23 protein-coding genes are annotated in these 25,375 nt (G+C 41.1%); 16 read left to right on the forward strand and 7 right to left on the reverse strand.

What is annotated here, in order from left to right; genetic code table 11:
* Window positions 1–11: 11 nt before the first annotated feature.
* Together lipA and SYN7502_RS16120 are read right to left on the reverse strand one after the other, a co-directional pair.
* Complete coding sequence (gene lipA / locus SYN7502_RS16115) at window positions 12–881, reverse strand: lipoyl synthase (protein WP_015169796.1); 870 nt, start codon at window positions 879–881, stop codon at window positions 12–14.
* A gap of 47 nt (window positions 882–928) precedes the next feature.
* The gene (locus SYN7502_RS16120) at window positions 929–1,474 is read right to left on the reverse strand and encodes a Uma2 family endonuclease (RefSeq protein ID WP_015169797.1); all 546 of its coding nucleotides are present in this window, start codon (window positions 1,472–1,474) and stop codon (window positions 929–931) included.
* A gap of 140 nt (window positions 1,475–1,614) precedes the next feature.
* Here SYN7502_RS16120 and bioU point away from each other — a divergent pair, with 140 nt between their 5' ends.
* The 3 genes from bioU to glgA all read left to right on the forward strand — a co-directional run bounded on the left by bioU (window position 1,615) and on the right by glgA (window position 4,489).
* Window positions 1,615–2,598 carry a (S)-8-amino-7-oxononanoate synthase BioU gene (gene bioU / locus SYN7502_RS16125; RefSeq protein ID WP_015169798.1) on the forward strand — a complete coding sequence of 328 codons (984 nt, stop codon included), beginning with the start codon at window positions 1,615–1,617 and terminating at the stop codon, window positions 2,596–2,598.
* A gap of 135 nt (window positions 2,599–2,733) precedes the next feature.
* Entirely contained in the window at window positions 2,734–3,051 is a 318-nt protein-coding gene (gene rpsJ, locus SYN7502_RS16130) for a 30S ribosomal protein S10 (RefSeq protein WP_015169799.1), read from the forward strand.
* A gap of 61 nt (window positions 3,052–3,112) precedes the next feature.
* Window positions 3,113–4,489 carry a glycogen synthase GlgA gene (gene glgA, locus SYN7502_RS16135; protein ID WP_015169800.1) on the forward strand — a complete coding sequence of 459 codons (1,377 nt, stop codon included), beginning with the start codon at window positions 3,113–3,115 and terminating at the stop codon, window positions 4,487–4,489.
* A 231-nt stretch (window positions 4,490–4,720) separates the two neighbouring features.
* Here glgA and SYN7502_RS16140 read toward each other — a convergent pair whose 3' ends face one another.
* On the reverse strand, window positions 4,721–5,464 hold the full coding sequence (locus SYN7502_RS16140; protein ID WP_015169801.1) for a DUF561 domain-containing protein: 744 nt from the start codon (window positions 5,462–5,464) through the stop codon (window positions 4,721–4,723).
* A 311-nt stretch (window positions 5,465–5,775) separates the two neighbouring features.
* On the opposite strand from SYN7502_RS16140, the gene serA reads away from it, so the two are divergent.
* The 4 genes from serA (at window position 5,776) to SYN7502_RS16160 (ending at window position 9,733) form a co-directional block, all read left to right on the forward strand.
* A complete protein-coding gene (serA, locus tag SYN7502_RS16145) occupies window positions 5,776–7,362 on the forward strand; it encodes a phosphoglycerate dehydrogenase (protein ID WP_015169802.1) in 1,587 nt (528 codons plus the stop codon).
* 70 nt (window positions 7,363–7,432) lie between these two features.
* Complete coding sequence (locus tag SYN7502_RS16150; protein WP_015169803.1) at window positions 7,433–7,948, forward strand: Ycf51 family protein; 516 nt, start codon at window positions 7,433–7,435, stop codon at window positions 7,946–7,948.
* A 2-nt stretch (window positions 7,949–7,950) separates the two neighbouring features.
* Window positions 7,951–9,096, forward strand: a complete 1,146-nt coding sequence (locus SYN7502_RS16155; RefSeq protein ID WP_015169804.1) for a cysteine desulfurase family protein — start codon at window positions 7,951–7,953, stop codon at window positions 9,094–9,096.
* 151 nt (window positions 9,097–9,247) lie between these two features.
* A complete protein-coding gene (locus tag SYN7502_RS16160) occupies window positions 9,248–9,733 on the forward strand; it encodes a cupin domain-containing protein (RefSeq protein WP_015169805.1) in 486 nt (161 codons plus the stop codon).
* Window positions 9,734–9,828: 95 nt separating this feature from the next.
* Here the strand turns inward: SYN7502_RS16160 and SYN7502_RS16165 are convergent, their stop codons facing one another.
* From SYN7502_RS16165 to menC, 4 genes are all read right to left on the reverse strand, one after another.
* Entirely contained in the window at window positions 9,829–10,464 is a 636-nt protein-coding gene (locus SYN7502_RS16165) for a J domain-containing protein (RefSeq protein WP_015169806.1), read from the reverse strand.
* Window positions 10,465–10,472: 8 nt separating this feature from the next.
* On the reverse strand, window positions 10,473–10,640 hold the full coding sequence (locus SYN7502_RS20325) for a hypothetical protein (protein ID WP_015169807.1): 168 nt from the start codon (window positions 10,638–10,640) through the stop codon (window positions 10,473–10,475).
* A 54-nt stretch (window positions 10,641–10,694) separates the two neighbouring features.
* Complete coding sequence (locus SYN7502_RS16170; protein WP_015169808.1) at window positions 10,695–17,375, reverse strand: CHAT domain-containing protein; 6,681 nt, start codon at window positions 17,373–17,375, stop codon at window positions 10,695–10,697.
* 70 nt (window positions 17,376–17,445) lie between these two features.
* On the reverse strand, window positions 17,446–18,534 hold the full coding sequence (menC, locus tag SYN7502_RS16175; protein ID WP_015169809.1) for an o-succinylbenzoate synthase: 1,089 nt from the start codon (window positions 18,532–18,534) through the stop codon (window positions 17,446–17,448).
* A gap of 82 nt (window positions 18,535–18,616) precedes the next feature.
* On the opposite strand from menC, the gene SYN7502_RS16180 reads away from it, so the two are divergent.
* From SYN7502_RS16180 to SYN7502_RS16220, 9 genes are all read left to right on the forward strand, one after another.
* Entirely contained in the window at window positions 18,617–19,036 is a 420-nt protein-coding gene (locus SYN7502_RS16180; RefSeq protein ID WP_015169810.1) for a hypothetical protein, read from the forward strand.
* Between the two features lie 485 nt (window positions 19,037–19,521).
* Complete coding sequence (locus tag SYN7502_RS16185) at window positions 19,522–20,040, forward strand: phycocyanin subunit beta (protein WP_015169811.1); 519 nt, start codon at window positions 19,522–19,524, stop codon at window positions 20,038–20,040.
* 56 nt (window positions 20,041–20,096) lie between these two features.
* Window positions 20,097–20,585 carry a phycocyanin subunit alpha gene (cpcA, locus tag SYN7502_RS16190; RefSeq protein WP_015169812.1) on the forward strand — a complete coding sequence of 163 codons (489 nt, stop codon included), beginning with the start codon at window positions 20,097–20,099 and terminating at the stop codon, window positions 20,583–20,585.
* A gap of 227 nt (window positions 20,586–20,812) precedes the next feature.
* A complete protein-coding gene (locus SYN7502_RS16195) occupies window positions 20,813–21,661 on the forward strand; it encodes a phycobilisome linker polypeptide (protein WP_015169813.1) in 849 nt (282 codons plus the stop codon).
* A 106-nt stretch (window positions 21,662–21,767) separates the two neighbouring features.
* The gene (locus tag SYN7502_RS16200) at window positions 21,768–22,628 is read left to right on the forward strand and encodes a phycobilisome linker polypeptide (RefSeq protein ID WP_015169814.1); all 861 of its coding nucleotides are present in this window, start codon (window positions 21,768–21,770) and stop codon (window positions 22,626–22,628) included.
* 162 nt (window positions 22,629–22,790) lie between these two features.
* Window positions 22,791–23,024 (forward strand): phycobilisome linker polypeptide, encoded by a 234-nt coding sequence (locus SYN7502_RS16205; protein WP_015169815.1) that lies wholly within the window; start codon window positions 22,791–22,793, stop codon window positions 23,022–23,024.
* A gap of 25 nt (window positions 23,025–23,049) precedes the next feature.
* Window positions 23,050–23,862: a HEAT repeat domain-containing protein gene (locus tag SYN7502_RS16210; RefSeq protein WP_015169816.1), complete on the forward strand. Its 813-nt coding sequence runs from the start codon at window positions 23,050–23,052 to the stop codon at window positions 23,860–23,862.
* A 23-nt stretch (window positions 23,863–23,885) separates the two neighbouring features.
* A complete protein-coding gene (locus tag SYN7502_RS16215) occupies window positions 23,886–24,518 on the forward strand; it encodes a HEAT repeat domain-containing protein (RefSeq protein ID WP_015169817.1) in 633 nt (210 codons plus the stop codon).
* Between the two features lie 23 nt (window positions 24,519–24,541).
* A complete protein-coding gene (locus SYN7502_RS16220) occupies window positions 24,542–25,360 on the forward strand; it encodes a phycobilisome rod-core linker polypeptide (protein WP_015169818.1) in 819 nt (272 codons plus the stop codon).
* Window positions 25,361–25,375 lie beyond the last annotated feature (15 nt).

Below are 25,375 nucleotides of genomic sequence, written 5' to 3' on the forward strand. Positions count from 1 at the left end.
TTTCTGGATTATTAGCGTGGATAGAGTTGCATTAACTTTTCTACTTCCTCAGCATGGTAAGAACTCCGAGTTAAGGGCGAAGAGACAACCTGTAAAAATCCCATTTCTTCACCTACTTTTTGCCAACTTGCAAAGCGATCGGGATGCACAAATTCTTGCACATTGAGGTGTTTCTGGGACGGCTGTAAATACTGCCCAATGGTCAAAATATCACAGTCAATCTGTCTTAAGTCTTGCATCACCTCAATTACCTCAGTCTCGGTTTCGCCTAGCCCTACCATTAGACCCGATTTGGTATATACCCACGGTGCTAATTCTTTGGTAAGTCGCAGCAGTTCCATTGTGCGCTGGTAATCTCCCTGAGGACGTGTGCGTTTATATAATCTGGGGACGGTTTCAGTATTGTGATTAAGGACATGGGGGTGGGCAGATAAAATTGTCTCTAACGCTTGCCAATTGCCGCACAGGTCGGGAATTAGGACTTCTATGGTGGTCTTAGGCATGAGCTTTTTAACTTTCTCAATACACTTTATAAACTGCGAAGCTCCACCATCTGCCAAGTCATCTCGATTCACAGAGGTAATTACCACATGCTTTAACCCTAAGCGTTGGACTGCGATTGCTAGGCGATCAGGTTCGGTAGGATCAAGGGCTTGGGGCTTTTTTTCAAAATCAATATCGCAGTAAGGGCAGGCACGGGTGCAGGCGGGACCCATGATCAAAAATGTGGCGGTACCAATGCTAAAACATTCACCAATATTAGGGCAGGATGCTTCTTCACACACAGTATTTAAGCCCAAATCTCGCAGGGTTTCCTTAACACTACCCACTCTTTGCCATTGGGGTGCTTTCACTCTAAGCCAGTCGGGTTTAACTACCATTTCTCTGCATTAACTAAAAAAACTAACTAAAATATAATTCTGGATACTTATCCCAAAATATCCTTTACTGCAATTTCGACCCCTAAAACTGAAGCCATATCACTCCCATCTAGACTCTCTGTATTCTTATATCCCCTCAGATTAGGATTTGTATATCTGATCAGGTTTTTATTATTGACATCAATTAACCATGCTTCAGGAATTCCAAATTCTGCATACAAAGGTATCTTAATGTCACGATCATAGTTAATGGTGCTATCTGCCACTTCAATAATTAATAGAATATCCTCTGGGATAGGTAATCTCTCCGCATAAAAATCATCACGCAATTTTAAAAGAGTTAAATCTGGCTGTGGTTCAGAGCCATCGTCTAACATAATAGAATTTTGTGTCCAGATAATTGATCTGTTTGCAAAATTTTGATGCAACAAGTATTGCAGTTTGGCAACACAAGCAGCGTGCTTTCTCCCAATCGGTGACATTTTAATAATTTCTCCTTTAATTAACTCTAGGCGAGTTTCGGGAACAAATACACCTGCGATCGCCATCAGGTGATACTGTTCGGAGCTAAATTTATGGGTGGTAACAGTCATATTTTTAAGTATGTCCTATTAGAACTATTTATATTTTATCTTTCTTCTGCTAGAGGACGATTGAAATTAGAATTAAGACCACTTTTCTGGGTATGATTTGAAAATAATACATTTCATCTAAAATCACGCAGCAATTAAAAATGGTAATTAAAGTAGGAATCCTTGGGTTTGGCGGTTTAGGACAAGCAGCACTCAAATTATTAAGCACCAAACAGGAAATGCTTTGTGTTGCCCTTGCCGATCAAAAAGGTTATGTATATGCTTCTCAAGGTATAGATGTTAATAAGGCGATCGCTACATACCAAGCAAAAGGATCTGTGGGTTATTTAGAATCAGGAGTTTTAAGTGATCAAAGCATCAAAGCATTAATTAGTAATCCCAACCATAATGTTAGTGGCTATTTTCTGGCATTACCAAATTTACCGAATACTTTTATGGCAAGTGTAGCTAAGGAATTTATTAGCTCTGGCTGGCAAGGAGTTTTAGTAGATGCCATTAAGCGCACCAGTGCCGTTGAGCAACTCATTGGTTTATCTGAGGACTTAAAGGCAAGTGGCATTACCTATCTGACAGGTTGTGGAGCTACACCAGGTTTATTAACAGCAGCAGCAGCGATTGCCGCCCAAAGTTTTGCCGAAGTTCATAAAGTTGAAATTCAATTTGGGGTAGGAATTGCTAACTGGTCTGCCTATCGTGCCACAATTCGGGAAGATATTGCCCACATGCCCGGTTATACAGTGGATATTGCCCAAGCCATGACCGATGCTGAGGTAGAGGCATTATTAGATAAAACCAATGGTTTAATTACCCTTGAGCATATGGAACATGCCGATGATATTTTGTTGGAAAGATTAGGAATTTGCAGCCGTGATCGCGTTACTGTGGGTGGTGTTGTTGATACTCGTAATCCTAAAAAACCCCTCAGCACTAATATGAAATTAACAGGTCGCACCTTTGAGGGCAAAATTTCTACCCATACTTTTACACTTGGCGATGAAACCAGTATGGCAGCAAATGTCTGTGGTACTGCCTTTGGCTATCTTAAAGCGGCTCAAGCTTTCCATCAGAAATCAATCCACGGGCTATTCACCTCAGCCGAAGTGATGCCTTTGTTTGTTCAGTGATTTTCTGAAGTAGGAGATTTAGGTAACTCTCATAACTAACTTTTTCAAAATCTAGTTCTTCAAAATCTTGCCTAAAGATGCTAAAATGCGGATCGCTCAAAATTTGACCTAACTAACTTTATTTCTAAATAAGCTGTGGCAACCTTACAACAACAAAAAATTCGGATTCGCTTAAAGGCATTCGATCACAAACTTCTTGATGCATCCTGCGAAAAAATCGTAGATACTGCTAATCGTACTAATGCAACTGCGATCGGTCCAATTCCTATGCCCACCAAACGACGGATTTATTGCCTTTTGCGATCGCCCCACGTTGATAAGGACTCCCGTGAACACTTTGAAACTCGGACTCATAGCCGTATTATTGATATTTACCAGCCTTCAGCTAAAACCATTGATGCCCTGATGAAGCTAGACCTTGCCTCTGGTGTGGATATTGAAGTTAAATTGTAGAGTTAGTTAAACTTTGGTTACACTTTGCCTCAAAATAATGAAGTAGTAATCAAAGTTAGGCATGAAAATATTATTTGCAGCAACAGAAGCGGCACCCATTGCTAAAGTTGGCGGTATGGCAGATGTGGTAGGTGCACTCCCCGCCGTGTTACGAAAAATGGGACATGATGTACGGATCATAATGCCCTACTACGGCACCCTACCTGATAAGCTACCTGAAACTCCGCAATGGATTTGGAAAGGTTATGCGATGTTCCAAACCTTTGATGTGTATGAAACTGTTCTTCCTGGTACCAATGTTCCGCTTTATTTGGTAGGTCATGGCTCGTTTTTGCCATCTCGAATTTACTACGGCGATGATGAAGACTGGAGATTTACGCTATTTGCCAATGCCTGTGCCGAATTTTGTTGGAATTACTGGAAGCCAAACTTAATCCATTGTCACGATTGGCATACAGGTATGATCCCTGTGTGGATGCACCAAACCTCTGACATTGGTACTGTATTTACAATTCATAATCTTGCCTATCAGGGACCTTGGCGGTGGCGATTAGAGCAAATGACTTGGGTACCTTGGTATTTCCGTGGACATAACACCATGGCGGCAGCAGTACAGTTTGCAGATCGGGTTAATACTGTATCTCCCACCTATGCCAAACAAATTTGCACTCCTGCCTATGGTGAAGGTTTGGAAAGCACTTTATCATATCTTTCTCCCAGTGGAATCTTAAATGGCATTGATATTGACCAATTTAATCCCAGTACTGATAAATATTTAGCCAAGAACTTTGACAGTGAAACCCTTGCCAAACGCATCGCTAATAAAAGTGCTTTACAGGAAGAAATTGGGTTGCAGGTAAATAAGTCTGCTTTCCTTGTAGGCATGGTAACTAGGCTGGTTGAACAAAAAGGCTTAGATTTATTAATTCAAGTTTTAGATCGATTTCTAGCCTATACCGATGCTCAGTTCGTAATTTTAGGGACAGGCGATCGTTACTACGAAACTCAAATGTGGCAAATTGCTTCTCGTTTCCCCGGCAGGATGTCAGCACAGATTTTATATAATGCGGCACTATCTCAGCGTATTTATGCAGGTACTGACGCTTTCTTAATGCCTAGTAGGTTTGAACCGTGTGGCATTAGTCAAATGCTGGCTTTACGTTATGGCTCGGTGCCAATTGTGCGGAGAACGGGGGGATTAGTGGATACAGTTCAGCATCATGTGCCTAGCTTAAATCAGGGTAATGGCTATTGCTTTGATCGCTACGAACCACTTGATCTCTATACTTGCATGATCAGAGCATGGGAGGGATTCTCTTATAAAGAACCTTGGCATGATCTGCAAAAACGGGGAATGGCAGGAGATTTTAGTTGGGATACTTCTGCTAAACAATATATTGAGTTATATCGTTCGATTCCAGGGATGGAACTTGCCTAAGATCGCTATTTATTCTATTGGCACTACGTAATGTAAATGATAGGTATGTAGAGAGAGGGTTTAGCTTTCCTGATCCATGACAGTTTGACCAAGATATTGAGAGGATTGTGCTTGTTAATTTTTGGGAATAGCGATCGCCCTTAATACCCTTAATAATTTCCACCAATAAAGACTGAAGAAACATTTCCCCAGTCTTGGCTACAAAGATTAATTTAGGTTACTTAAGAGAACTTATCTTAAAATTACAGAAGCAGAATTTAAGGATTCTTTGAGACTACGCACCACAGCAATCATTGCTATTTGATCTTTAAGTTGATTTACCGCCGAACCAACCCCTACTCCAGATGCTCCAGCAGCGATCGCCATTGGAATAGTAACATCCGTTAATCCCGAAGCACAAAGCACAGGCACAGATACAGCACGACTAATCGCATGGGCAGCAGCAAGGGTAGGCGCAGCTTTTTCAATTAAGCCCAGAATTCCGCTATGTAAAGGATTACTACTGGTACCACCTTCAGTTTGAATGATATCAGCACCACAGGCTACCAATTCTTCAGCCAGAGTTACTTGTTGATCGAGGGGTAAGGTATGAGGCACAGTTACAGATAGTAAAGTCTCGGGTAATAAATTTCTGGTGGCTTTAGTCAAGGCAATTACCTCTAACCCCGAAAATATCCGTCCTTGGGTGTAAAAACTATCATAGTTACCAATTTCCACTAGGTCGGCTCCAGCATCTACTGCCTCTACTAATTTCTCTGGAGCGATCGCTGACACACACACAGGTAAGTTGGTTTGAGCTTTAGTTTGTCTAATTAAGTTGCGATCAGCAGCAATATCCACAAAGGTTGCACCACCCAAAGTAGCAGCTTCCACAACCATTGCCACGAACTGAGAATCAAAGTTTTGCAAACCGCTAATAATTTTTAATGCCTGACGGTGGGTAAGGGTTTGGCGTAATTGGTTTAAGGTTGTCATGGTTATTCTTGGAGATGATTGTTTAGATTAACCTAATATACCCCGCAAATACCAGAGTAGAAAATTAGCAAAATCATAAATTGATCGCCGTCTTAAATCAGCAAATAATCAGCAAACTTAATCTTGAGGCGTTAGGATGAGATTAGCTTTTAAGGGGATTTGCAAAATCTTAATAATCTTCTTAAATGTTTAAGCAATTAAGGGCTTGCCCCAGTAACCTGCAAAGAATACCCCAAACAATTTGCTAAAGCGTCAAATTAACAACTAAAATACTTACTGCCTCACTGCATTAATCTGCTCACTATTCACCTATGCCTAAAATTCTCGTTTCCGATCCTATTGATCAAGTTGGTATTGATATACTCTCTCAGGTTGCCACGGTTGATATAAAAACTAACCTTACCCCCGATGAATTAGTACAAGTCATTCCCGACTACGATGCCATTATGATTCGCTCTGGCACTAAGCTAACTAAGCAAGCGATCGAAGCGGGCAAAAACCTCAAAATTATTGGTCGAGCAGGTGTAGGCGTAGATAATGTTGATGTTCCTACGGCGACTCGTCAAGGAATTGTGGTTGTAAACTCCCCTGAAGGAAATACGATTGCAGCAGCAGAACATGCCCTCGCCATGATGTTATCTTTATCTCGGTTTGTCCCAGAGGCAAATGCTTCGATTAAATCAGGGAAATGGGATCGCAAAAGCTTTACTGGGGTTGAAGTTTATAAAAAAACCCTTGGCGTTGTGGGCTTAGGAAAAATTGGTTCCCATGTTGCCACGGTTGCCAAGTCCATGGGCATGAAACTGCTAGCATATGATCCTTTTTTAAGTGCAGAGCGTGCCGAACAGTTGGGCGTAAGCTTAGTGGAGCTAGAAATTTTACTGCGGGAATCGGACTATATTACCCTGCACATTCCTAAAACTAAAGAAACCCAGCATTTAATCAATGCCAAAACCCTAGGGATCATGAAGCCCAATGCGCGGATTATTAACTGTGCAAGGGGAGGGATTATCGATGAAGCAGCCCTTACCGAAGCATTAATTAATGGCACCATTGCGGGCGCAGCAATTGATGTATTTGAAAATGAACCCCTAGAAGCGGATTCACCCCTGAGAAATGCTCCCGCCAGTCGGCTTGTGCTTACTCCTCACTTGGGGGCATCTACGGAAGAGGCTCAAGCAAATGTAGCAATCGATGTGGCTGAGCAAATTCGAGATGTATTATTAGGTTTGCCCGCCCGAGCCGCAGTTAATATTCCCGGACTACGCCCCGATGTTTGGCAAAAACTCAAGCCCTATCTGCAACTTTCGGAAATGCTAGGGAATCTGGTAGGGCAATTGGCTGGAGGACGGGTAGATAACCTAGATGTGCGCTTACAGGGTGAAATTGCCACTAGTGATAGCCAACCCATAGTTGTAGCCGCATTAAAAGGTTTATTATCCCAAGCATTGCAAGAACGGGTAAATTTTGTGAATGCAAGTCTGGAAGCGAAAGAGCGGGGAATTAGGGTTACAGAGACTCGTGATGCAGCGATCGAGGACTATACGGGGTCTTTGACTTTAACGGCAAAGGGTTCCCAAGGGCAGCAGTCTGTGACGGGAGCATTACTGGGCAAGGGTGAAATTCGGATTACAAATATCAATGACTTCCCGATCAATGTTGCCCCCACTCACTACATGCTTTTGACCTTGCATCGGGATATGCCCGGCATTATTGGCAAAATTGGTTCTTTATTAGGAACATTTAATGTCAACATAGCGAGTATGCAGGTTGGACGACGGATTGTCAGGGGCGAAGCAGTGATGGTAATTAATATTGATGATCCGTTACCCAGTGGGTTGCTTGATGAAATCGGACATATTCAGGGTGTGACGGATGCCTTTATGGTTAATTTATAAGTTAAGTGTTGAACTCCTCTGAAAATTCATCATTCATCGGTTTGTTAAAGTTAGTTTATAGATAAAAGTAATGTTTACAACTGCTGAATTTGGCACATTAACCCAGGGCATGGGTATTTTGGTGTTGGTATTAGCACTGATTACGGCGGTAGCGTTTGGGCGATCAGTAAGCTGGCGATTTCGCATGGTTGGGATCACTTCTTTTGCAGTGGTGTTAACGGCGGGATTATTTGCGCTGTCCTTGGCACCAATTACGCGAACCAGTGTGGAGGGAGCTTTGCCCTATGTGTTAGTTTACGATCGCCTCGGTCCAGAAGCGGTAATCACCGTACCCTCGGATATTAAGGCACCCCAGTTAGAGGCAACCCTAAAGCAGGCAGCAACAAATTTATTTTCCCCCGGACGTAATAGTTTGGGTGAATCATCTACGTTAAAAATTAGAGCAAGGACTATTCTTCATCCCAGGGAAGGGGTTTCACAGTTAGTATATTTAGGAGAATTAGAGAGGTCGCTACGGATGCGTAATGATCCAGATATGACGGTCAAGATTTTTAGTGATCGCCTATCTAACCTTCAAAAGTTATAAACATGTCCGTTTACCTTGACTATGCGGCTACAACTCCCACCCGTCCTGAGGTTATTGATCTAATCACAGAGGTTTTGCGGTCACAGTGGGGTAATCCTTCCAGCTTGCATAATTGGGGTGAACGTTCGACTATGGCTGTGGAGAGATCGCGGTTCATGGTTGCGGATTTAATTAATGCGGATCCTGAGGGCATAATTTTTACGTCTGGTGGAACGGAGTCTAACAATTTAGCATTGTGGGGAATTACCCAACAGTATGACAAGCCTCAACATCTAATTATTTCTGCTGTGGAGCATTCAGCGATCGCCCAACCTGCAAAGGTTTTATCACAAATGGGCTGGTCAGTAACTGAACTACCTGTGGATCAAACTGGTAGAGTTAACCCTTCTGATTTAATTAAGGAAATTCAGCCTAATACCGTATTAGTTTCCGTAATTTTTGCCCAAAATGAAATTGGTACAATTCAGCCGATCGCCGAGTTAGGAAAGATTTGTCGAGATGCTAAGGTGCTTTTTCATACGGATGCTGTCCAAGCGATCGGGAGAATAGATGTAAATCTCCAAGTTTTGCCTGTGGATTTACTAACAATCTCTGCCCATAAAATCTATGGCGGTCAGGGAGTTGGGGCTTTATATGTTCGCCCTAATTTACAGTTGATCCCACTAATTTTAGGCGGGGGGCAAGAACGAGGTATAAGGTCGGGGACAGAATCCGTTGCGGCGATCGCTGGGTTTGGATTGGCTGCTGAGTTGGCTAAATCGGAAATTGCCACAGAGATGCCAAGATTAAGAGCCTTGAGCGATCAGCTATTTAGGGAATTAGAAGATATACCCAACCTAATTCCTACTGGGGCGAAAAATGAACTCAGGCTACCCAATCATGTCAGTTTTTGTCATAGTTCCATAGATGGACGGCATATAGTTAGGGCAATGAATGCGACGGGAATTGGTATTAGCGCTGGTTCCGCCTGTAGCAGTGGGTCATTAATACCTAGTTCAACTCTTTTAGCAATGGGATTTAGTCATAGTCAAGCTTTAGGAGCTATTCGTCTGAGCTTAGGACTTAGGACAAGGTCATTAGATATTGAACAGGCAATTTTAAGTTTGAAGAAAGCTTTAGAAATCTCCCCCTCATTCAAATTAAACTAAAAAATTTTTGGAGTTGTTGAAATTTTGAAATTATAAGTTTGATTGCAGATACATGTTATTTGAGTCACTTCCTTAAAACAGTTGAAGTATATTCGTATCCAGCCCAATTAATCTTAAACTACATTCAGACTGTAAGTTTCAAGCGAACGCCATGAATAAAAAACTAACTAAAAATCTAATCCTAAGATTGGCAGGAGTAGCTACCTGCTCACTTGCAACTTTTTACTCTGCCTCAAGTTGGTCAAAGGAAAATACTCCAGAATATAAGTCTGACTATAAACAAGATATTAAGGTTACGCAACTACTTAAAACTCAGACTACCTCCATAGGTCAGCCAATTAACTTTGCCACAATCAATAAACCAGAAGTAACAGCCGTAAAAGTTGAAATTCCGCCCGGAAAAGAAACAGGTTGGCACAAGCACCCTCATCCGGGATATGCCTATATTATTCAAGGCACATTAACCCTAGAACTTGAAAGAAATCAGAAATTTACATTTAAACCGGGTAGCACATTCGTAGAGGTAGTAGGTACTTTGCATAATGGCAAAAATTTGGGAAACGAACCAGTAATTCTGATCGCCTTTTTTACGGCGGAGGCAGGACAGCCCTTTGCAATTCCTGCAAATCCGAAATAGCCAGAGATTATTTTAAAATTCTAAGCTTCAGAATCCCAGTCATTTAACGATTTGGTATTACACAATTTACTTAACACTCTCTGAATTTAGGAATATTAAAGTGCGGCAATCCGATCTAGGTCTCTCTTGACCTCAAATGCTAGTTCTCGATTACTTGGATCAGTATTTAAAGCCTTATTTAAGAATACTTCTGCTTCTTTATATTTCTTTTTTAAGATTAGCTCATTGCCCCAACGATGATAGGTTACTGCCTGCCAGTGAATTACCTCTGGGGACTGGGGAAATTTGCCTCGCATTCCTTCTGCTATGGCGATCGCGACAATATATTTTCTCTGCTTTAAGAGGTCTTGCAGCCGTCTAAGGGTATCAAGTTTAAGTCTTAGCTCCGGATCACTAGCAATTGGATCAACTTTTTGGCGAACATCTTTGGATCTTACTTCGGATTTAACTTCAACTTTAACCTTAGGGGTTGGTGGGGTACGGGTAGGTTGGGGTTCTGGATGGTAGGATTGACTAAAATTAGCTGCCTGTGGAGGAATTATACCTAGCTGCACATCTTTCAAAATTTGATACGCCTGCTGTACTAAACGAAACTTATCTGCCGCCGCAGGATCATCTTGATTAACATCGGGATGGTACTTTCTTGCTAATCGCCGATAGGAGAGCTTTATATCTTCTAAAGATGCCCCCCGTGATAACCCTAATAATCGATAGCATTCAGACTGCTGCATTCTGAAAATTACTGAGCTTTTTTACGAATAGAGTAGCTGCCATTTTTTAAGGTTGATGATCCTTTATTTGCTTCGACGAGTTCCATAAACTTATTAAGAGCTTGCTCTTTTGTAGCACACTCCGCAATAACATGAAATTTACTTGAAATATTTGTCTGGATAATCACTTGGTACATAATATTTCCCCAATTAAGCTTTATTTTAAATCTGGTTTTAAATTTAGTTTTATACTACCAAGGACTACCAACTATAGTAAATCCTGCCCAATAGAAAGGATGGGATAAATCTCGGTTAATTGTAACTAGGTTACTGGGCAAGTTAATTGGGGTACCCCTTAGACTTCTAATAGCACCATCTTTAAAGGTGATTTCTTTACGCAGCATAGCTAATTGTGCCTGCCTTAAGCCTTCAGCTTTGATTGTGACCTCAGGACGGTTCATCTGTCGATAAAACTCACTCATTAAAGACAGTGTACCCTCATCACTGACCTGCCATAAACTTGCTAAGACTGATTTTACTCCAGACTGGAATGCCAGCCCGGCAAAACCTAATTGATCTGTTTGATCGCCAGCCGCAGTTTTACAAGCACTTAAAACTAGAAGCTCTACGTCTTTCCAGCCTAAATTACGAATTTGCTGAGGTCTGAGTTGCTCATCTCCCCAAAGCTGAATATAGGAGTCACCACCAGAGGTAAATTCGGCATGGGTTGCAAGGTGAATAATACCGTAGGGGGTTTGATTACGCTGTGAGGTTAAATTTTCAAGACTAAAGTTTTGATTTAAAAATGAAACCCCATTCCATTCGCGACTCACAACTTTTACTTCTAAAGGTACAGCAGGCAAAGCTTTCAAGTTGGGATTACGAAACTCCGAGGCACCCATAACTAATGCCTGAACTTTGCGTAAATTGCGATAGCGGGTATCAACTAAACTCAAACCTGGAATTAAACCAAGACTATACTTTTCTACCATAAATTTTTTGCCATCATGAAAAGCTGCCACAGGGCGATCGCGCATTCCTTCAGGCATTTCAAACAACACCGTATCTATCTGCTGTTTCTCTAATTCGCTATCTAGGGGAGCTACTAACCATTGATAGAGCTTCTGAGCAGGTTTTAGGTAATCTTGAGGATTATTTCTGCCAATTGGCACAGAAGCAACTTCTAGGGACAAGTTATCAGCTTGATCAATGACTTGCTTACGATTAATAGGTAAAGACTTAACAATTTTGCCCTTAGATGTGGAGAGAATCAAGACTAGGCGATCGCCCCCTGGGGTAAATTTAACTGTAATAATTGCTGGTTTTTTGCCAGTTTCTCGTTCTAAATCCTGAAGTATTTCTTCATTAGTAGATCGCAGAAAGTCTTGGGTAGGAAGAGAAAGAGTAACAACTGTTTTAGGTGTTTCCTCAATGGGAGGGCGAGATTCAAAAGGTACGGGAGTTGGGGTCGGTGTTGGGATGGGGGTTGGTGTTGGAGTAGGTACGGGAGTGGGTGTAGGCGTTGGGGTCGGTGTAGGTAAAGGCGTGGGAGTTCCACCAACTCCAGTAAAGGCAAAAATGAAAGTAGCAGGTGTTCCAGTAATTTGATTACCAATACCAGCACTATTTACCCCTGAAGATAAGCCTAGGGAATAAACTTCTGCTCCTACAGATGTAAGAGCAGTTCCCGCATTTGCCAGACTAGGTGTTGCCCCGTAAAAAATATTAAATACTTGACTCTTGCCTGCCGCCAGATTGCCAAAGCCAAAGGTAAAGGCTGAACCTTGATCTAGGGGACCATTATTCACAAAATCTCGATTTAGAGTAGAAGGGGTAATTGGTGAGTTGGTTGCTAGGGGATTAACATTACCGAAGCCATTATTGCTGGAATAAATGACATTTGTAGCTTTTTCTCGTCCTTGTACAGTTACATATTCTCTAAATTCTGTAGGGGGGATATCCCAGTCTTGGGTACGATTGTAGCGAATATCGTTAATGGTAGCAGCACTGGTATTAGTGATAGTAACTTGGTTCTTAAATAAAGCGGTAGTTTCTGGTGCGGGAGCATAGGTTTGGGTAACTTTCAGATTGGGTAAAGTACTGAGTACAGTTGTAGTTGACACAGATGTGGGCGTGGAACTCCAATTAGTGATTTTTAAATTACCAGGATTAGGATTAGCAGGAGAAGCTCCACCCGCAATACCATTCCCAGAAACACCCCAACCTTCACATAAGCAACCGGGAGCAAGGGCATCTCCCACTCCTTGAAATAGAAGTCCCACTCCTCCAGCATCGGTGATTGGATTTAAGTCACCTGTACCACGAATCCCAAGACTGATTTTACCTGTGGTGATTACAGCCCCAAGGGTGGGAATTAAAATCTCCCCATTGGTACTTGAGAGATTGATATTACCCGCAGCTAGCCACTCTGTTGGATTAGCTCCTAGGCTACCTGTATCAATTTTGGTGGCTGTAATATTACCAAAGGCAGTAATGGTAACAGAGCCGCCCAAGCTACCTGTTGAACCTTTAGTATTCAAACTACCTAAATTTATGCCACCCTTAGATGCCGTAAGAGTAATATTGCCGCCCGGACTAGTTCTGGTAGTATCGATATTGCTAGTGGTGATATTGCCTGCGGTAATACCTAAGTTTGCACCCCATGTGGAGATATTTCCAGTATTAGCTGAATTATCAGCCGTAAGATTGACTACTCCACCATTACCTTTTTGGGCGATCGTCGTAATGTTCCCCACGGATAGATTATTAGCTTTTACCGTTACACTGCCCGCATTACCCGAAGTAGCAGTAAATCGAGTCCCAGCCGTGGCAGAAGTATTAGTTGTAATATCACGAGCAGTAACGTTCCCTGCTGCCATTAGCAAGATATTACCCCCATTGCCACTAGTGGCATTACGGTCAGAAATAGCTTCAGATTTGGTATTGAGATTACCACTGACGGTAATATTGCCAGTACTGGTAATTAGGGAAATATTGCCACCATTTTGGGTGTTAGCATCAATTCCAGTAAAATTGACCCGTGATGCCGCATTAATATCACCACCAATTACAATATCACCAACGGCATTAACGCTAATATCCCCTGCCTGTTGGATTGCTCCAGAGAATAGGGCCCCCCCAATATTGACATCACTACCCGATGTAATATTGATTTTGCCCCCTAGATTACTAGGACTGCTAAAGGTACCTGCTAGGATAACTTCTGAATTAGTAAGAATTGAACCAGTAATATTCACCGCTTTACCAGCATCAATAGTTACATTCCCCGCATCATTACTGGCAACAGTACTAACCACACCTTCGGTTGAAGTTGCTGAAGCAGAAGCGGCAAAGGAGCCAGCATTAATAACTCCCACATTCACATTATTACCAGCAGTTAGATTTACATCGCCACCTTTTTGAGTAATGGCTGTACCTGAACTTACACTCAATGCCGAAGAAGTATTAATAATATCGGTAATGGCTATATCCTGAGCAGCTTTGAGAGTAACCTTACCTCCTCCTCCTATGGAGTTTGCCTCAATATTGAGAGCAGTAATTGAACCATTTGTACTGGTTGCAGTAATATCACCAGCTTTATCTTCAGGATTAGCAATAGGGTAGGACTCTAAATTATTAGCGATCGCAATATCATTTAAGGCAGTTAATGAGATTTTACCTAAGTTCAATTCATCGGGATAAGAACTAATACTATTCAAAGCGATTTTGCCATTAGTACTATTGGCAGTAACATCCGCTCCTTTAAGGTTGACGGCTGTTATATCCCCAAAAGCGTTAAGGACAATATCGCCTCCAATAGTGACGGGTATGCCGTGGGCAAAGAGGTTTGAGACTGAAATTTTACCGTTGGTACTAGAAATTTTAATGTCTGCGCCAATATCACTAGTAACCTCAGAAACAGTGGATATATTGCCAGCGATCGCCACATCAGACTTAGCAGTTAAATCAACTGTTCCCCCACTATCATTTGTTCTCCAAGTATCAATGCTATTAACGGAAATACCACCATTGGAGCTAGAGAAATTAACCAGACCACCTGTGGTCACCAGACTACCCGTGGAAATATCTCCTGTAGCTGTAAAGTTCAGGTTGCCTCCCCTGAAGCTAACCCTTGAAGAATTAATATTGCCTGTGGCGATCGCTCCTGTGGAAGTAATATCAACATTCCCTGCGTTGAGAGAACCCAGAATCCCAATACTGGAAGAATTTAAATCACCACTAGTAAAATTACCTGAACTAGAAATGAAAATATTGCCTGCATTTTGAGCAACTAAACTTGACTGCGAAGAGGTATTTATACTGCCTGATATGCTTGGCACCCCTGGAACTGTTAGTGTGCCGATATTGATAGATTTTCCAGTGAGAGTTACATCTCCACCATTGCCTGACTGACCAGATTGGGCAAAAGAAAGGGATAAAACTCCCAACCCCACATTAATATTGCCATTTAAGGCTTGAAATGTAATTTTGCCAGCATTACTAGCATTGCCTATAAAAGTTGCCGATGCCGATGTGACATCCTGCAGAATACTAATGTTGCCATTGGTAGTATTAAGGTTAATATCACCGCCTATACCTGTATTACCCTGTGCTACTGCGGAAGTAGAAGATACACGTCTAGCTGAAATATTGCCCGTAGCATCAACTTGAATCTTGGCACCGTTGCCAGTATTACCTAGTCCCGCACCGTTACTAATTACGGATAACGTAGCAATATCTCGGGTACTAATGTTATTACCCTTAAGGGTGATGTTGTTACCGTCACCTGTGGTACCTGATGCTCCTTTAATTTCCGAGTTACTTGTAACATCCTGAACACTTATATTTCCAGTAGTAGAAAGCAGAATTGCACCTGCTTTTTTAGTGGTGCCGTTACTTTGAACTACAGAACCAGAACGTACATTAGTGGCACTAATATTACCAGTGGTAGAGTTAACACTAATATTGCCGCCATTACCTGCTATGCCATTTCCGTTAACAAAGGCATCGGTACTAATCCGATCAGTGACAGCAATATTTTTACTGGCATTAATTGTAATGTTACCGCCGTTGCCTGTATTCCCAGTATTTACCCTAGCTCCCGCATCAATGATTGCTGCCGTAATTCCGCCATTAAGTGAGGATAGAGTAATATCTCCAGCATTGGCAGTGGTAAAACTAGTGGTATCGATCGCCCCTGAAGCAATATTATCCTGAGCCAAGACTTTAATAGCCCCAGATATAGTTCCAGTAGTAGTTGTAGTCAGAATATTTCCAGTTGTAACGCTACCACGGGAATCAATGACCACTGATCCACCATTCCCAGTTGCAGGTCTGGTATCGATATTACCCGTTTGAATTTTGCCCGCTAGGGTTGGATTGGGGTTGTATTGGTTAGTTAAAACTACGTCGCCATTAGGGACAGCGATAGTCACATTACCAATGGTGATATTGGCACTGCTTGGCAAGAGTGTATCTGCGGCGATTGGAGGCTTAATCCCTGCTCTAATATCTAAGGTGGGCTTAATACTGCCATTAATACTAACAGTACTCACGCCATCGGAAAGTCCAAAGGTTTCAGCAATAAAACTGGAAGTATCGGTACCAGTAATTATAATATTCCCCGGAATAGTCACCTGCCCACCCGCCAGAATATGTAAAGATGCCCCCGTATAAGAGGCTAAGCTGACATCTCCATTGGATTTTATGACTGGATCATAGGGACTGAAAAGATTACCTAAGCTGCCATCTAATTGCTCAATCTTGAAATTACCGCCAATAGAGTAATGAGCATCCCCATTGATCGTATTAGCAGACCTTAGGATCATGTCTGTACCAGAAAATAAGCCACTGGCAGCATTATTCAAAGCAAAAACATCTATGCCTTGGTTACCTTGTATAGATAACTTAGCTCCTGCATTAGCGATAAAGGCAGTTGTGGCACTGTCTCTAATTCTGACTGTATTTCCTGCGAGTAAGTTCAGGTTTTGTGATGTTTGGAGTTGAGAATTGACTAGCGTTAAATTATTAGCGGCACTGAGGGTACTTGAACCTGTATTAATGTTTTTAGCGATCGCATCTCCAACTGTGACTGGAAGTTTAGCGGCAGTTAAAATTACATCACCATTATTATTTACACTGAGACCCGTAGCTTTTTCGAGGTTGGCACCAGTTAATAACTGCGGCAGTGTTGGAATAGATAGTCCCCAAGGGTTAATGCCCAAGTCTGGATTAGGTTGAAATTCCAAACCAATGACATCCCCAACTTGGCTAAGTCTTACTAGGTTTTTACCGGGGACAGCACTGAGGGTAATGCTACCATTGGGGGCAGATAGATTACCTGTACTGATCACAGTTCCACCCAAGAAATTAATATCTTTGCCTGAGTTAACCGCTAGATCAGCCGCACTAATAATTGCCCCTGGGTGAGACATGGTAAAAGCAAAGCTATTGGGATTGCCAACTAAAGTTGCATAATTATTAGTCCCGATCGCATTAAAGAAATTATTTCCAAATCCAATCCCATTGGCAGTAGTAGCCGTAAAAGCCCCAGCTAAGTTCAAACTGGCATTATTGCCAAAGATAATTCCCGCAGGATTCATTAAAAATAAATTGGAGTTACCCCCACTTACTTGGATTAATCCATTAATAACTGAGGCATCCCCACCGACAACCCGACCTAAAATATTTTGAATGCTAGGGTTAGAAAGAAAGTTGGCAATTTGATTAGTATTTAAGCCAAATTGTTGAAAGCTGTGAAAAAGATTGGTGCGATCGCCAGATAGTTGACCACCCGAAATATCAATGCGATTACCAATACTATTTACAGCAGTATTTGTGCCATCATTAGCAGGAATAATAGACTGACTCCAACTAGGATAGGCAATGCTAATAAAAGGTAAAATAGCTAATAGTAGGGATGGTCTCGCCATAGATTTTGCTTCGCTATGTTTTTGTAGAAGAATATCACAGCCGTAAATTGATTTTGGTTAAATTACTGGTTTAAATTACTGTTATACGCCCGCCTATAACGGGTATTGTGCTTGTTAGCAAATCATTAATTTTTGTATCATAACTAACAAATAGTTCCGTAGGTGCCACTCCACAGGCGCGATGAACTTCTGACATAGCAGCTAATTGTAATGCTCCTTTTTGGGCGATCGCACCATCTAGAGTGGTAGTAAATACAACATCTAGTCCTGCACCTACGGCAATTTTTGCTATTTTCTGGGCAGTTAAAATCCCACCTAATACCATTGGTTTGAGAATTACAATATCCGCAGCTTGCATGGCAATTATTTGTTCTAGCACCTGTATATTTTTAACCGACTCATCCGCAGCGATCGCTATTGACACATTCCTGCAGACTTCAGCCATTTCCGTTAAGTTTTGAGCAGATACAGGTTGCTCCACATATTCAATATCTAGATCACTAAAACTATTGAGTTTGGCGATCGCTTCTACAACTGTCCAAGCTTGATTAGCATCAATGCGAATTTTAATTTCAGTATTAATTTCACTAGTAGTAGCTGTCTTGCTAAATTCATCTACCGTCCTACGAACAGCCTGAACTCTTTGTAAATCCTGCGGGTCTCCCACTTTGACTTTGAAGCATTTATATCCCAATTCGCAGAGTTGTTGAGTTTTTTGGGCGGCTAACTCTGGTGATACTTGACCAATTAAGGCATTGACAGCAACTTCTGAGCGCTGATGGGAATGGAGAAGCTTTGCTAAATTTGTCTGGTGATAGGAAGCCCATAAGTTCAAAAGGGCTAACTCTATTCCGTGTTTGGCAGCAGGAGGGAGATTATAGAGTGACAGCAAATTAGGGATGTCCTCTAAACTAGCAATCGCTTTACCAATTAATAATCTTTGCATCCGCTTAAGCGATCGAGCGGTATAAATAATTGGCTCCATGCCAAAACCCGCCATAGGCGAAGACTCTCCTAACCCTCTATTATGAAGCTGGTCAATAACTTCAATCACGATGCCCGTACGTTCGCGAATAGTAGAAGTAGCCGTAACTATGGGTTGACGCAGGCTAAGCTTAAAAAATTCTAAGTTAATTTGCTTGATAATAAGTGCAGACATTTATACTAGCTCAATTTTTTAGAATCCCTTTCTCTCCTAGCTTATACTCCACTCCCTTAACTTTATAAAGATAATCACAAATATGGAACGAGGATTGTTATGGTTGCCACTGTTAGCAATATTTATCTGGTTAGCTTGGGCAGGACAACAAGAGTACCGAAAAGTTGAAGCCTATAAGTCTTGGGCTAAGGATTTTGAACGTCATAAGTACGATATTTATGCAGTCTTGGGGCAGCGAGGCGATCGCCTTACATGGGGAACACCTACACCTAAAAATCCGATAAACCTTAAAACTATTCGCTTTAGTGAAATTCACAAAATCCAATTAAAACTTGACCAAACTCTCTACGATGAAATTCCGCTTAATCTAACGATAAAAGTTAAAAATATTTCCATAGAACTAAACGCAGATTCCAATTTAAATATTCCATTTACTGATTTAGAAATTGCCTATAACTGGTATAAATACTTAAGGGATAATTTATCTGTCCATTTGCCTTAGTACCATCAAAATAAAATCGATTTACTTCATCAAATAAACTAAAAATTTTTAGAAATCCAATAATTCAACTTAACTAATCTTAATTTTTTGTTTGCCCCCTGATAAATAGCCAAGCATTTATCCACTAATAGTTACAAGAGAATTAAGCCCTAGTTAATATTTGATATTTTAGATCGCAGTTATCAAAACTTAGTTTTACTTAACTTAAGTTTACATCTTATTGCAATCACAAAATCTTGCAACTCATTACTATGTCTGATTCCTACATGTATTTTGTTGGGATTACTACAATTTTGCAATTTGTAATAATTAATGCCCACTCAGCGTTGTAAATTTTTTAAGGAAGGAAAAAGCCACTACATAATGGGCTTAGAACCAACCAAAGCTTAAAAGTTATTTAAAAAATATCTGTGAAGTTTTAAGGTTCTCATTTCCGATTTCTCAAAGATTAAAAAAACACTAAATCACACGGAGTTAATTTAAGTATGTTTGACGCATTTGCAAAAGTAGTCTCACAAGCTGATTCTAAGGGAGAATTTCTTTCTTCTAGCCAAATTGATGCATTGTCTGCATTGGTAGCCAGTGGTCAAAAGCGCATGGATACAGTAAACCGCATTACCAGCAACGCTTCTAGTATTGTTGCTAACGCTGCTCGTAGCTTGTTTGAAGAACAGCCTCAGTTGATCGCTCCTGGTGGAAATGCCTATACCCATCGTCGTATGGCTGCATGTTTACGCGATATGGAAATCATTCTTCGCTATGTTACCTATGCAACAATCGCAGGTGATTCAAGCGTGCTTGATGATCGTTGCTTAAACGGTCTTCGTGAAACTTACCAAGCTCTAGGTGTTCCTGGTGCTTCCGTAGCAGTTGGCATTGGCAAAATGAAAGAAGCAGCTATTGCGGCTGTTAACGATCCAACTGGTATTACCCGTGGTGATTGCAGTCAATTAGTTTCTGAAGTAGCCAGCTACTTTGATCGCGCTGCTGCTGCTGTAGCTTAGTTTTTACTATATTTTTTTTGAATCTTAACTATACTTAACTGGAGAAAATTTTAACCATGAAGACCCCTATCACCGAAGCGATCGCTACTGCTGATTCTCAAGGACGTTTTTTAAGCAACAGCGAATTACAAGCTGTTAACGGACGCTTTGATCGTGCTAAAGCTAGCATGGAAGCTGCCAAAGCTTTAACTGCAAATGCTCAAAGCTTGATTGATGGAGCCACCCAAGCTGTTTACTCCAAATTCCCTTACACCACTTCCACTCCTGGTAACAACTATGCTGCTGATGCTAGAGGCAAGTCCAAGTGTGCTCGTGACGTAGGTTACTACCTCCGCATTATCACCTACAGTTTAGTTGCTGGTGGAACTGGTCCTTTGGATGAGTATCTGGTTGCTGGTCTAGCTGAAATCAATCGCACCTTTGAACTTTCTCCTAGCTGGTATGTAGAAGCTCTCAAGAGCATTAAAGCTAGCCATGGTTTGACTGGTCAAGCTGCTAATGAAGCTAACACCTATATTGACTACGCTATCAACGCTTTAAGCTAATAGCTGCTTTTTGCCCGGTAGAGAGGAATGGGTGTTGGCATTAAAAAGTCAACATTTACTCCCTTCGCCGGGTAATCTCTTTTTGAAGAGATCAAAAATTGAGAAGATAGAAAAATTTTAATTTTACCTTTCTATACCTCTGGATATTTATTTTTAATCATCCATAAACATCCTTAACTTAAATTTAATAATAACCCTCATAAAATATACTAACCCAAGGTAAAACTATGGCTGTTACAGTTGCAGCAGACTCACTGGGGATAGGAGCATTTGATCTAGATTCTGGTTTAGAATTGCGATCGCCTTGGACAGAAGATGATCTACAGGCTGTTATTCGGTCAGTATATCGTCAGGTTCTAGGTAATGACCATTTGATGCAAAGTGAAAGACTAGTTAGCTCAGAGTCACTTTTGCGTCAGGGTAATATCACAGTTCGCGAATTTGTGCGTTCTGTGGCTAAATCGGAACTCTATCGTGGAAAATTCTTCCATTCTAATCCTCAAAATCGTCTGATCGAGCTAAATTACAAGCATTTACTGGGAAGAGCTCCCTATGATGAATCGGAAATAGCTTTTCATACTGATTTATACATCAAAGAAGGTTATGATGCCGAAATTGATTCTTACATTGATAGTCAAGAATATTTAGAAGCCTTTGGTGAAAATATTGTGCCTTACTATAGAGGCTTTGCTTCTCAGTTAGGACAAAAAACCGTTGGCTTTAATCGTATGTTTCGACTCTATCGAGGTTATGCCAATAGCGATCGCTCTCAATTTGGTAGCAATAAAGCTCGTTTAACTCGTGAAGTTGCTCAAAATGCAACTAATGCGATTTTATTTCCTACGGCTGCGACCAAAGCTACGGCTAATCCTACTGCTAAACTTGCAGGTGTTTCTGCAGGTGATTCGGGACGGATATATTTGATTCAAGTTTCCAATGGTTCTACCAAAGCAAATAGGACTCAAATTCGCCTTGATCATGTTTCTTATCTAGTTCCATACAATCAACTTTCCACAAAACTTCAGCAAATTGGCAAATCTGGTGACAAAATCCTCAGTGTTACCATTGCTAAATAGTTAACCAATGGGGATAGGTTTTACTTGTCCTCTTGACTTTCTTCCAATTTTATTTCAATTCTCAAATAGATCATAAATCTCAAATAAATCATAAGGAGTTCATAGCATGGCTGTAACCACAGTAGCGAACCGACTAGGACTTGATGCATTTCAGGGTTCATCCCCAGTAGAATTGCGACCAAATTATAGCCTAGAAGACTTACAGGTAGTGATTCGTGCTACCTATCGTCAAGTACTTGGAAATGATTATGTATTAGAAAGTGAGCGCTTAGTTGGAGCAGAGTCGTTATTAAAGGAAGGCAATATTAGCGTACGGGAGTTTGTCCGTTTAATCGCTAAATCTGATTTGTATAAGAAGAAATTCTTTTTCCCTAATTCTAATAATCGCCTGATTGAGTTAAATTTTAAGCACTTACTAGGTCGCGCTCCCTTTGATGAAGCTGAAGTAATTGCTCACTTTCACATTTATGATACGCAAGGCTATGATGCCGATATTGACTCATATATTGACAGCATTGAGTACTCAGAGAGCTTTGGAGAGAATATTGTCCCCTATTATCGAGGTTTTGACTTCAGTATTGGAGCCAGAACTGTAGGTTTCAATCGCATGTTCCGCCTATATCGGGGATATGCTAACAGTGATACTTCTCAAGTTGAGGGCAAATCTCCTCGTTTAAGTCGTGAGCTAGGAAGGAATACGACCTCTGCTATCGTTGCTCCTTCTGGTGGTTCTAATGCTTGGTCATACAGGGACTCTAATGATAATGCCCCAAGTGTACGCCTAGGTATCGGAGCCGATGAAAAAGGTAAAGTTTATCGGATTGAAGTCACCAGCATGTACGGACAAGGTTATCCTAAGACCCGTCGTAGCAGCACAGCTTATTTAGTTCCGTTTGATGACCTTCTACCAAAAATGCAACAAATCCACCGTCAAGGCGGTAAAATTGCATCTATAACCGCTATTTAAGTTCGATTTGAGTATTTTTAGGGAAATTTTTAACTTCCTTCAAGCTATATTTTAATTTTAGGCTATTGGAGGAAGTGATAAATCAGGAGTAATAATGCTCCGTACTTTTATCTTTACCATTGAGCATTACTTAAAAACATAAAGATTAACTAAGGAGAAATCATGCACGGTCAAACATCAATTGGAGTTGCTGCAAACACAGAAGCAGGACGCAGAATTTTTAGAATAGAAGTTTCTGGACTTCGTCAAACTGAAGAGTCTGATAAAACCAAATTTCCTATTCGCAAAAGTGGAAGTACTTTTATCACCGTACCCTATAGCAAGATGAATGAAGAAATGCAGCGTATTAATAGGTTAGGGGGCGTAATTATTTCCGTTTCACCATTGGTTATTTAAGTATCCTCAATCTAACAACCATCTAATGCATGAACAGCAGTCTAATGTAGCAAGTAATGAACTGACGATCGCCACAGCAATTGCTAACCTGCGATCGCCAGACCTAAGTCTTCGTTACTATGCTGCTTGGTGGTTAGGTAAAATGCGCGTGTACGAAGCGGTAGATATTTTGTTAGTTGCTCTTGAAGATAGCGAAGATCGAACAGAATTAGGCGGTTATCCTCTAAGGCGAAATGCCGCAAGGTCTCTCGGTAAATTGGGAAACCCTAAAGCTATACCCGCTTTGATTATAGCCCTAAACTGTGAAGACTTTTATGTGCGAGAAGCGGCAGCACAGGCGATCGAAGAAATAGCTAGTCATGCCCAAGGTTATGTAGCTGCTCAGGTGGCAGTTCTACCGTTGGCAAAATTACTAACTTCTAAGGACTATCGTGATTTAGATCAGCCCTACGAAGCAATTTTAGAAGCTTTGGGTAGGTTGAAAGCTCAATCAGTTAAGCATTTAATTGAACCATTTCTGAATCACATCGTCCTGCGTATTCGTCTAGCGGCTGCTCGTTCTATGTATGGTTTAACCAGTGATCCTTACTTTGCTAACCTGCTGATCGAGGCATTATCTGGTTCTGACGTTAATATTCGCCGTGTAGCTTTGACGGATTTAGGGGAAATTGGTTATTTGCCTGCGGCTGAGGCAATTGCCCAAACTCAGACTGAAAATAGTTTTAAACTTTTTGCCCTCAGGGGAATTCTGGATACCCATCTACCTAATGTGAATCAAGACCCCCAACTATTAGCAAATCTACAGCAAGTAATGCTGTTAATGGACGATCTCTTATAAAAACTAAGCTGGAAATTAAGCCCATGACTAATATTAAGGTATTGATTCAAGAAATAGATAAGTCACATAATCCTACTCAACTAATACAGGCAGTTCATGCTTTAGCTGCTACGCGTAGTGAACAGGGAATTGCAACTTTAATTTCGGTTTTAGGCTATAACAATCCCGGGGCGGCGATCGCTGCTATGCACGGGTTAGTGGCAATTGGACGTAGTAGCGTTGACAGCCTGATTGCATTAATGGATGACTACAATTATGGGGCAAGAGCCTATACAGTTAGAGCCTTGGCTATGATCGGTGATCCTAAAGCATTACCAGTTCTACTAAATTGTGCGAAAACCGACTTTTCTCCTAGTGTACGCCGTGCTGCAATCAAAGGCTTAGGCAAAATTCACTGGGAATGGGCAGAAATAATTGATTATTCTGAAATTTTAGCGACATTACAATCTATTCTTAAGGATCAGGACTGGTCAATTCGCTATGCTGCCATTGTGGCATTAGATGCTCTGAGCAAGTTAAATCATGGGTCTGCCCGTGGGGCGATCGCCTTATTAGAAGGTAATAAACCTCAAGAGTCTGATCTAGTCGTAAAGTCTCGGATGGAGATGGCATTATCCAATGTCAGGCATGACCGTCAACGTGTAAGTTGTCTATAGTTTTTTAAATAGGATTATTTAATATGCTTCCTTTAACTTCTTTTAAACCCACCACTCAAAATCATCGTGTTAACGGCTACGATGTTCCCGATGAAGATGATCCAGTCATTTATCGCCTTAGTGATGTCACTGATTCAGAGGGATTAAATGCCTTGATCTGGGCAGCCTATCGCCAGATTTTTAGTGAACATTTAATTATTGAAAGTAATCGTCAAACATTTTTAGAATCTCAACTTAAAAATCGCCAAATTTCCGTTAGAGATTTTATCCGAGGCTTAGGTAAATCAGAACCTTACTATCGGCTGATTGCGGAGACAAATTCTAACTATCGTTTAGTTGATTTAAGCTTTACTCGCTTTTTGGGGCGAGCCTCCTACGGGAAAGATGAACAGATTGCCAACTCGATCATTATTGGAACGAAAGGACTAGAGGGTTTCATTGATAGCATCATTGATAGTGATGAATATTTAGATAACTTTGGTGAAGATATTGTCCCTTACCAAAGACGTAGAAATGGCGATCGCCCCTATAATCTAGTCAATCCCAGATACAGCGACTATCAAAGAGCTAAAGAAGCAGCACTTGTAACTTCTGGAAGTTTGAATGTCAATAAGAAATTCAAATATGGTGTAGTCAGCCGAGAACGAATTCGGAGTGGCATTCCTTCTGTATTTTTTAGTTTAGTCAGCGAAATTGCTCCTGCTCAGGCAAATTACCAATATGCTCGTTCGGGCGGGATTAATACTAACATCATAGATATTCCTGATACAACAGTTGAAAGTAAAGCTGCAACTGTATCTCGGCGTGAAAGTTTGTCTCCCTATCGTTATTTACCTAAATAACTTAAATCTTTAATT

The organism is Synechococcus sp. PCC 7502 (assembly GCF_000317085.1).
GTDB lineage: Bacteria > Cyanobacteriota > Cyanobacteriia > Pseudanabaenales > Pseudanabaenaceae > PCC-7502.

What these genes read in the sequence shown, in the direction of transcription:
- lipA (WP_015169796.1), bottom strand. Translation starts at nt 881, where the DNA reads ATGGTAGTTAAACCCGACTGGCTTAGAGTGAAAGCACCCCAATGGCAA.
- SYN7502_RS16120 (WP_015169797.1), bottom strand. Translation starts at nt 1,474, where the DNA reads ATGACTGTTACCACCCATAAATTTAGCTCCGAACAGTATCACCTGATG.
- bioU (WP_015169798.1), top strand. Translation starts at nt 1,615, where the DNA reads ATGGTAATTAAAGTAGGAATCCTTGGGTTTGGCGGTTTAGGACAAGCA.
- glgA (WP_015169800.1), top strand. Translation starts at nt 3,113, where the DNA reads ATGAAAATATTATTTGCAGCAACAGAAGCGGCACCCATTGCTAAAGTT.
- SYN7502_RS16140 (WP_015169801.1), bottom strand. Translation starts at nt 5,464, where the DNA reads ATGACAACCTTAAACCAATTACGCCAAACCCTTACCCACCGTCAGGCA.
- serA (WP_015169802.1), top strand. Translation starts at nt 5,776, where the DNA reads ATGCCTAAAATTCTCGTTTCCGATCCTATTGATCAAGTTGGTATTGAT.
- SYN7502_RS16150 (WP_015169803.1), top strand. Translation starts at nt 7,433, where the DNA reads ATGTTTACAACTGCTGAATTTGGCACATTAACCCAGGGCATGGGTATT.
- SYN7502_RS16155 (WP_015169804.1), top strand. Translation starts at nt 7,951, where the DNA reads ATGTCCGTTTACCTTGACTATGCGGCTACAACTCCCACCCGTCCTGAG.
- SYN7502_RS16160 (WP_015169805.1), top strand. Translation starts at nt 9,248, where the DNA reads ATGAATAAAAAACTAACTAAAAATCTAATCCTAAGATTGGCAGGAGTA.
- SYN7502_RS16165 (WP_015169806.1), bottom strand. Translation starts at nt 10,464, where the DNA reads ATGCAGCAGTCTGAATGCTATCGATTATTAGGGTTATCACGGGGGGCA.
- SYN7502_RS20325 (WP_015169807.1), bottom strand. Translation starts at nt 10,640, where the DNA reads ATGTACCAAGTGATTATCCAGACAAATATTTCAAGTAAATTTCATGTT.
- SYN7502_RS16170 (WP_015169808.1), bottom strand. Translation starts at nt 17,375, where the DNA reads ATGGCGAGACCATCCCTACTATTAGCTATTTTACCTTTTATTAGCATT.
- menC (WP_015169809.1), bottom strand. Translation starts at nt 18,534, where the DNA reads ATGTCTGCACTTATTATCAAGCAAATTAACTTAGAATTTTTTAAGCTT.
- SYN7502_RS16180 (WP_015169810.1), top strand. Translation starts at nt 18,617, where the DNA reads ATGGAACGAGGATTGTTATGGTTGCCACTGTTAGCAATATTTATCTGG.
- SYN7502_RS16185 (WP_015169811.1), top strand. Translation starts at nt 19,522, where the DNA reads ATGTTTGACGCATTTGCAAAAGTAGTCTCACAAGCTGATTCTAAGGGA.
- cpcA (WP_015169812.1), top strand. Translation starts at nt 20,097, where the DNA reads ATGAAGACCCCTATCACCGAAGCGATCGCTACTGCTGATTCTCAAGGA.
- SYN7502_RS16195 (WP_015169813.1), top strand. Translation starts at nt 20,813, where the DNA reads ATGGCTGTTACAGTTGCAGCAGACTCACTGGGGATAGGAGCATTTGAT.
- SYN7502_RS16200 (WP_015169814.1), top strand. Translation starts at nt 21,768, where the DNA reads ATGGCTGTAACCACAGTAGCGAACCGACTAGGACTTGATGCATTTCAG.
- SYN7502_RS16205 (WP_015169815.1), top strand. Translation starts at nt 22,791, where the DNA reads ATGCACGGTCAAACATCAATTGGAGTTGCTGCAAACACAGAAGCAGGA.
- SYN7502_RS16210 (WP_015169816.1), top strand. Translation starts at nt 23,050, where the DNA reads ATGCATGAACAGCAGTCTAATGTAGCAAGTAATGAACTGACGATCGCC.
- SYN7502_RS16215 (WP_015169817.1), top strand. Translation starts at nt 23,886, where the DNA reads ATGACTAATATTAAGGTATTGATTCAAGAAATAGATAAGTCACATAAT.
- SYN7502_RS16220 (WP_015169818.1), top strand. Translation starts at nt 24,542, where the DNA reads ATGCTTCCTTTAACTTCTTTTAAACCCACCACTCAAAATCATCGTGTT.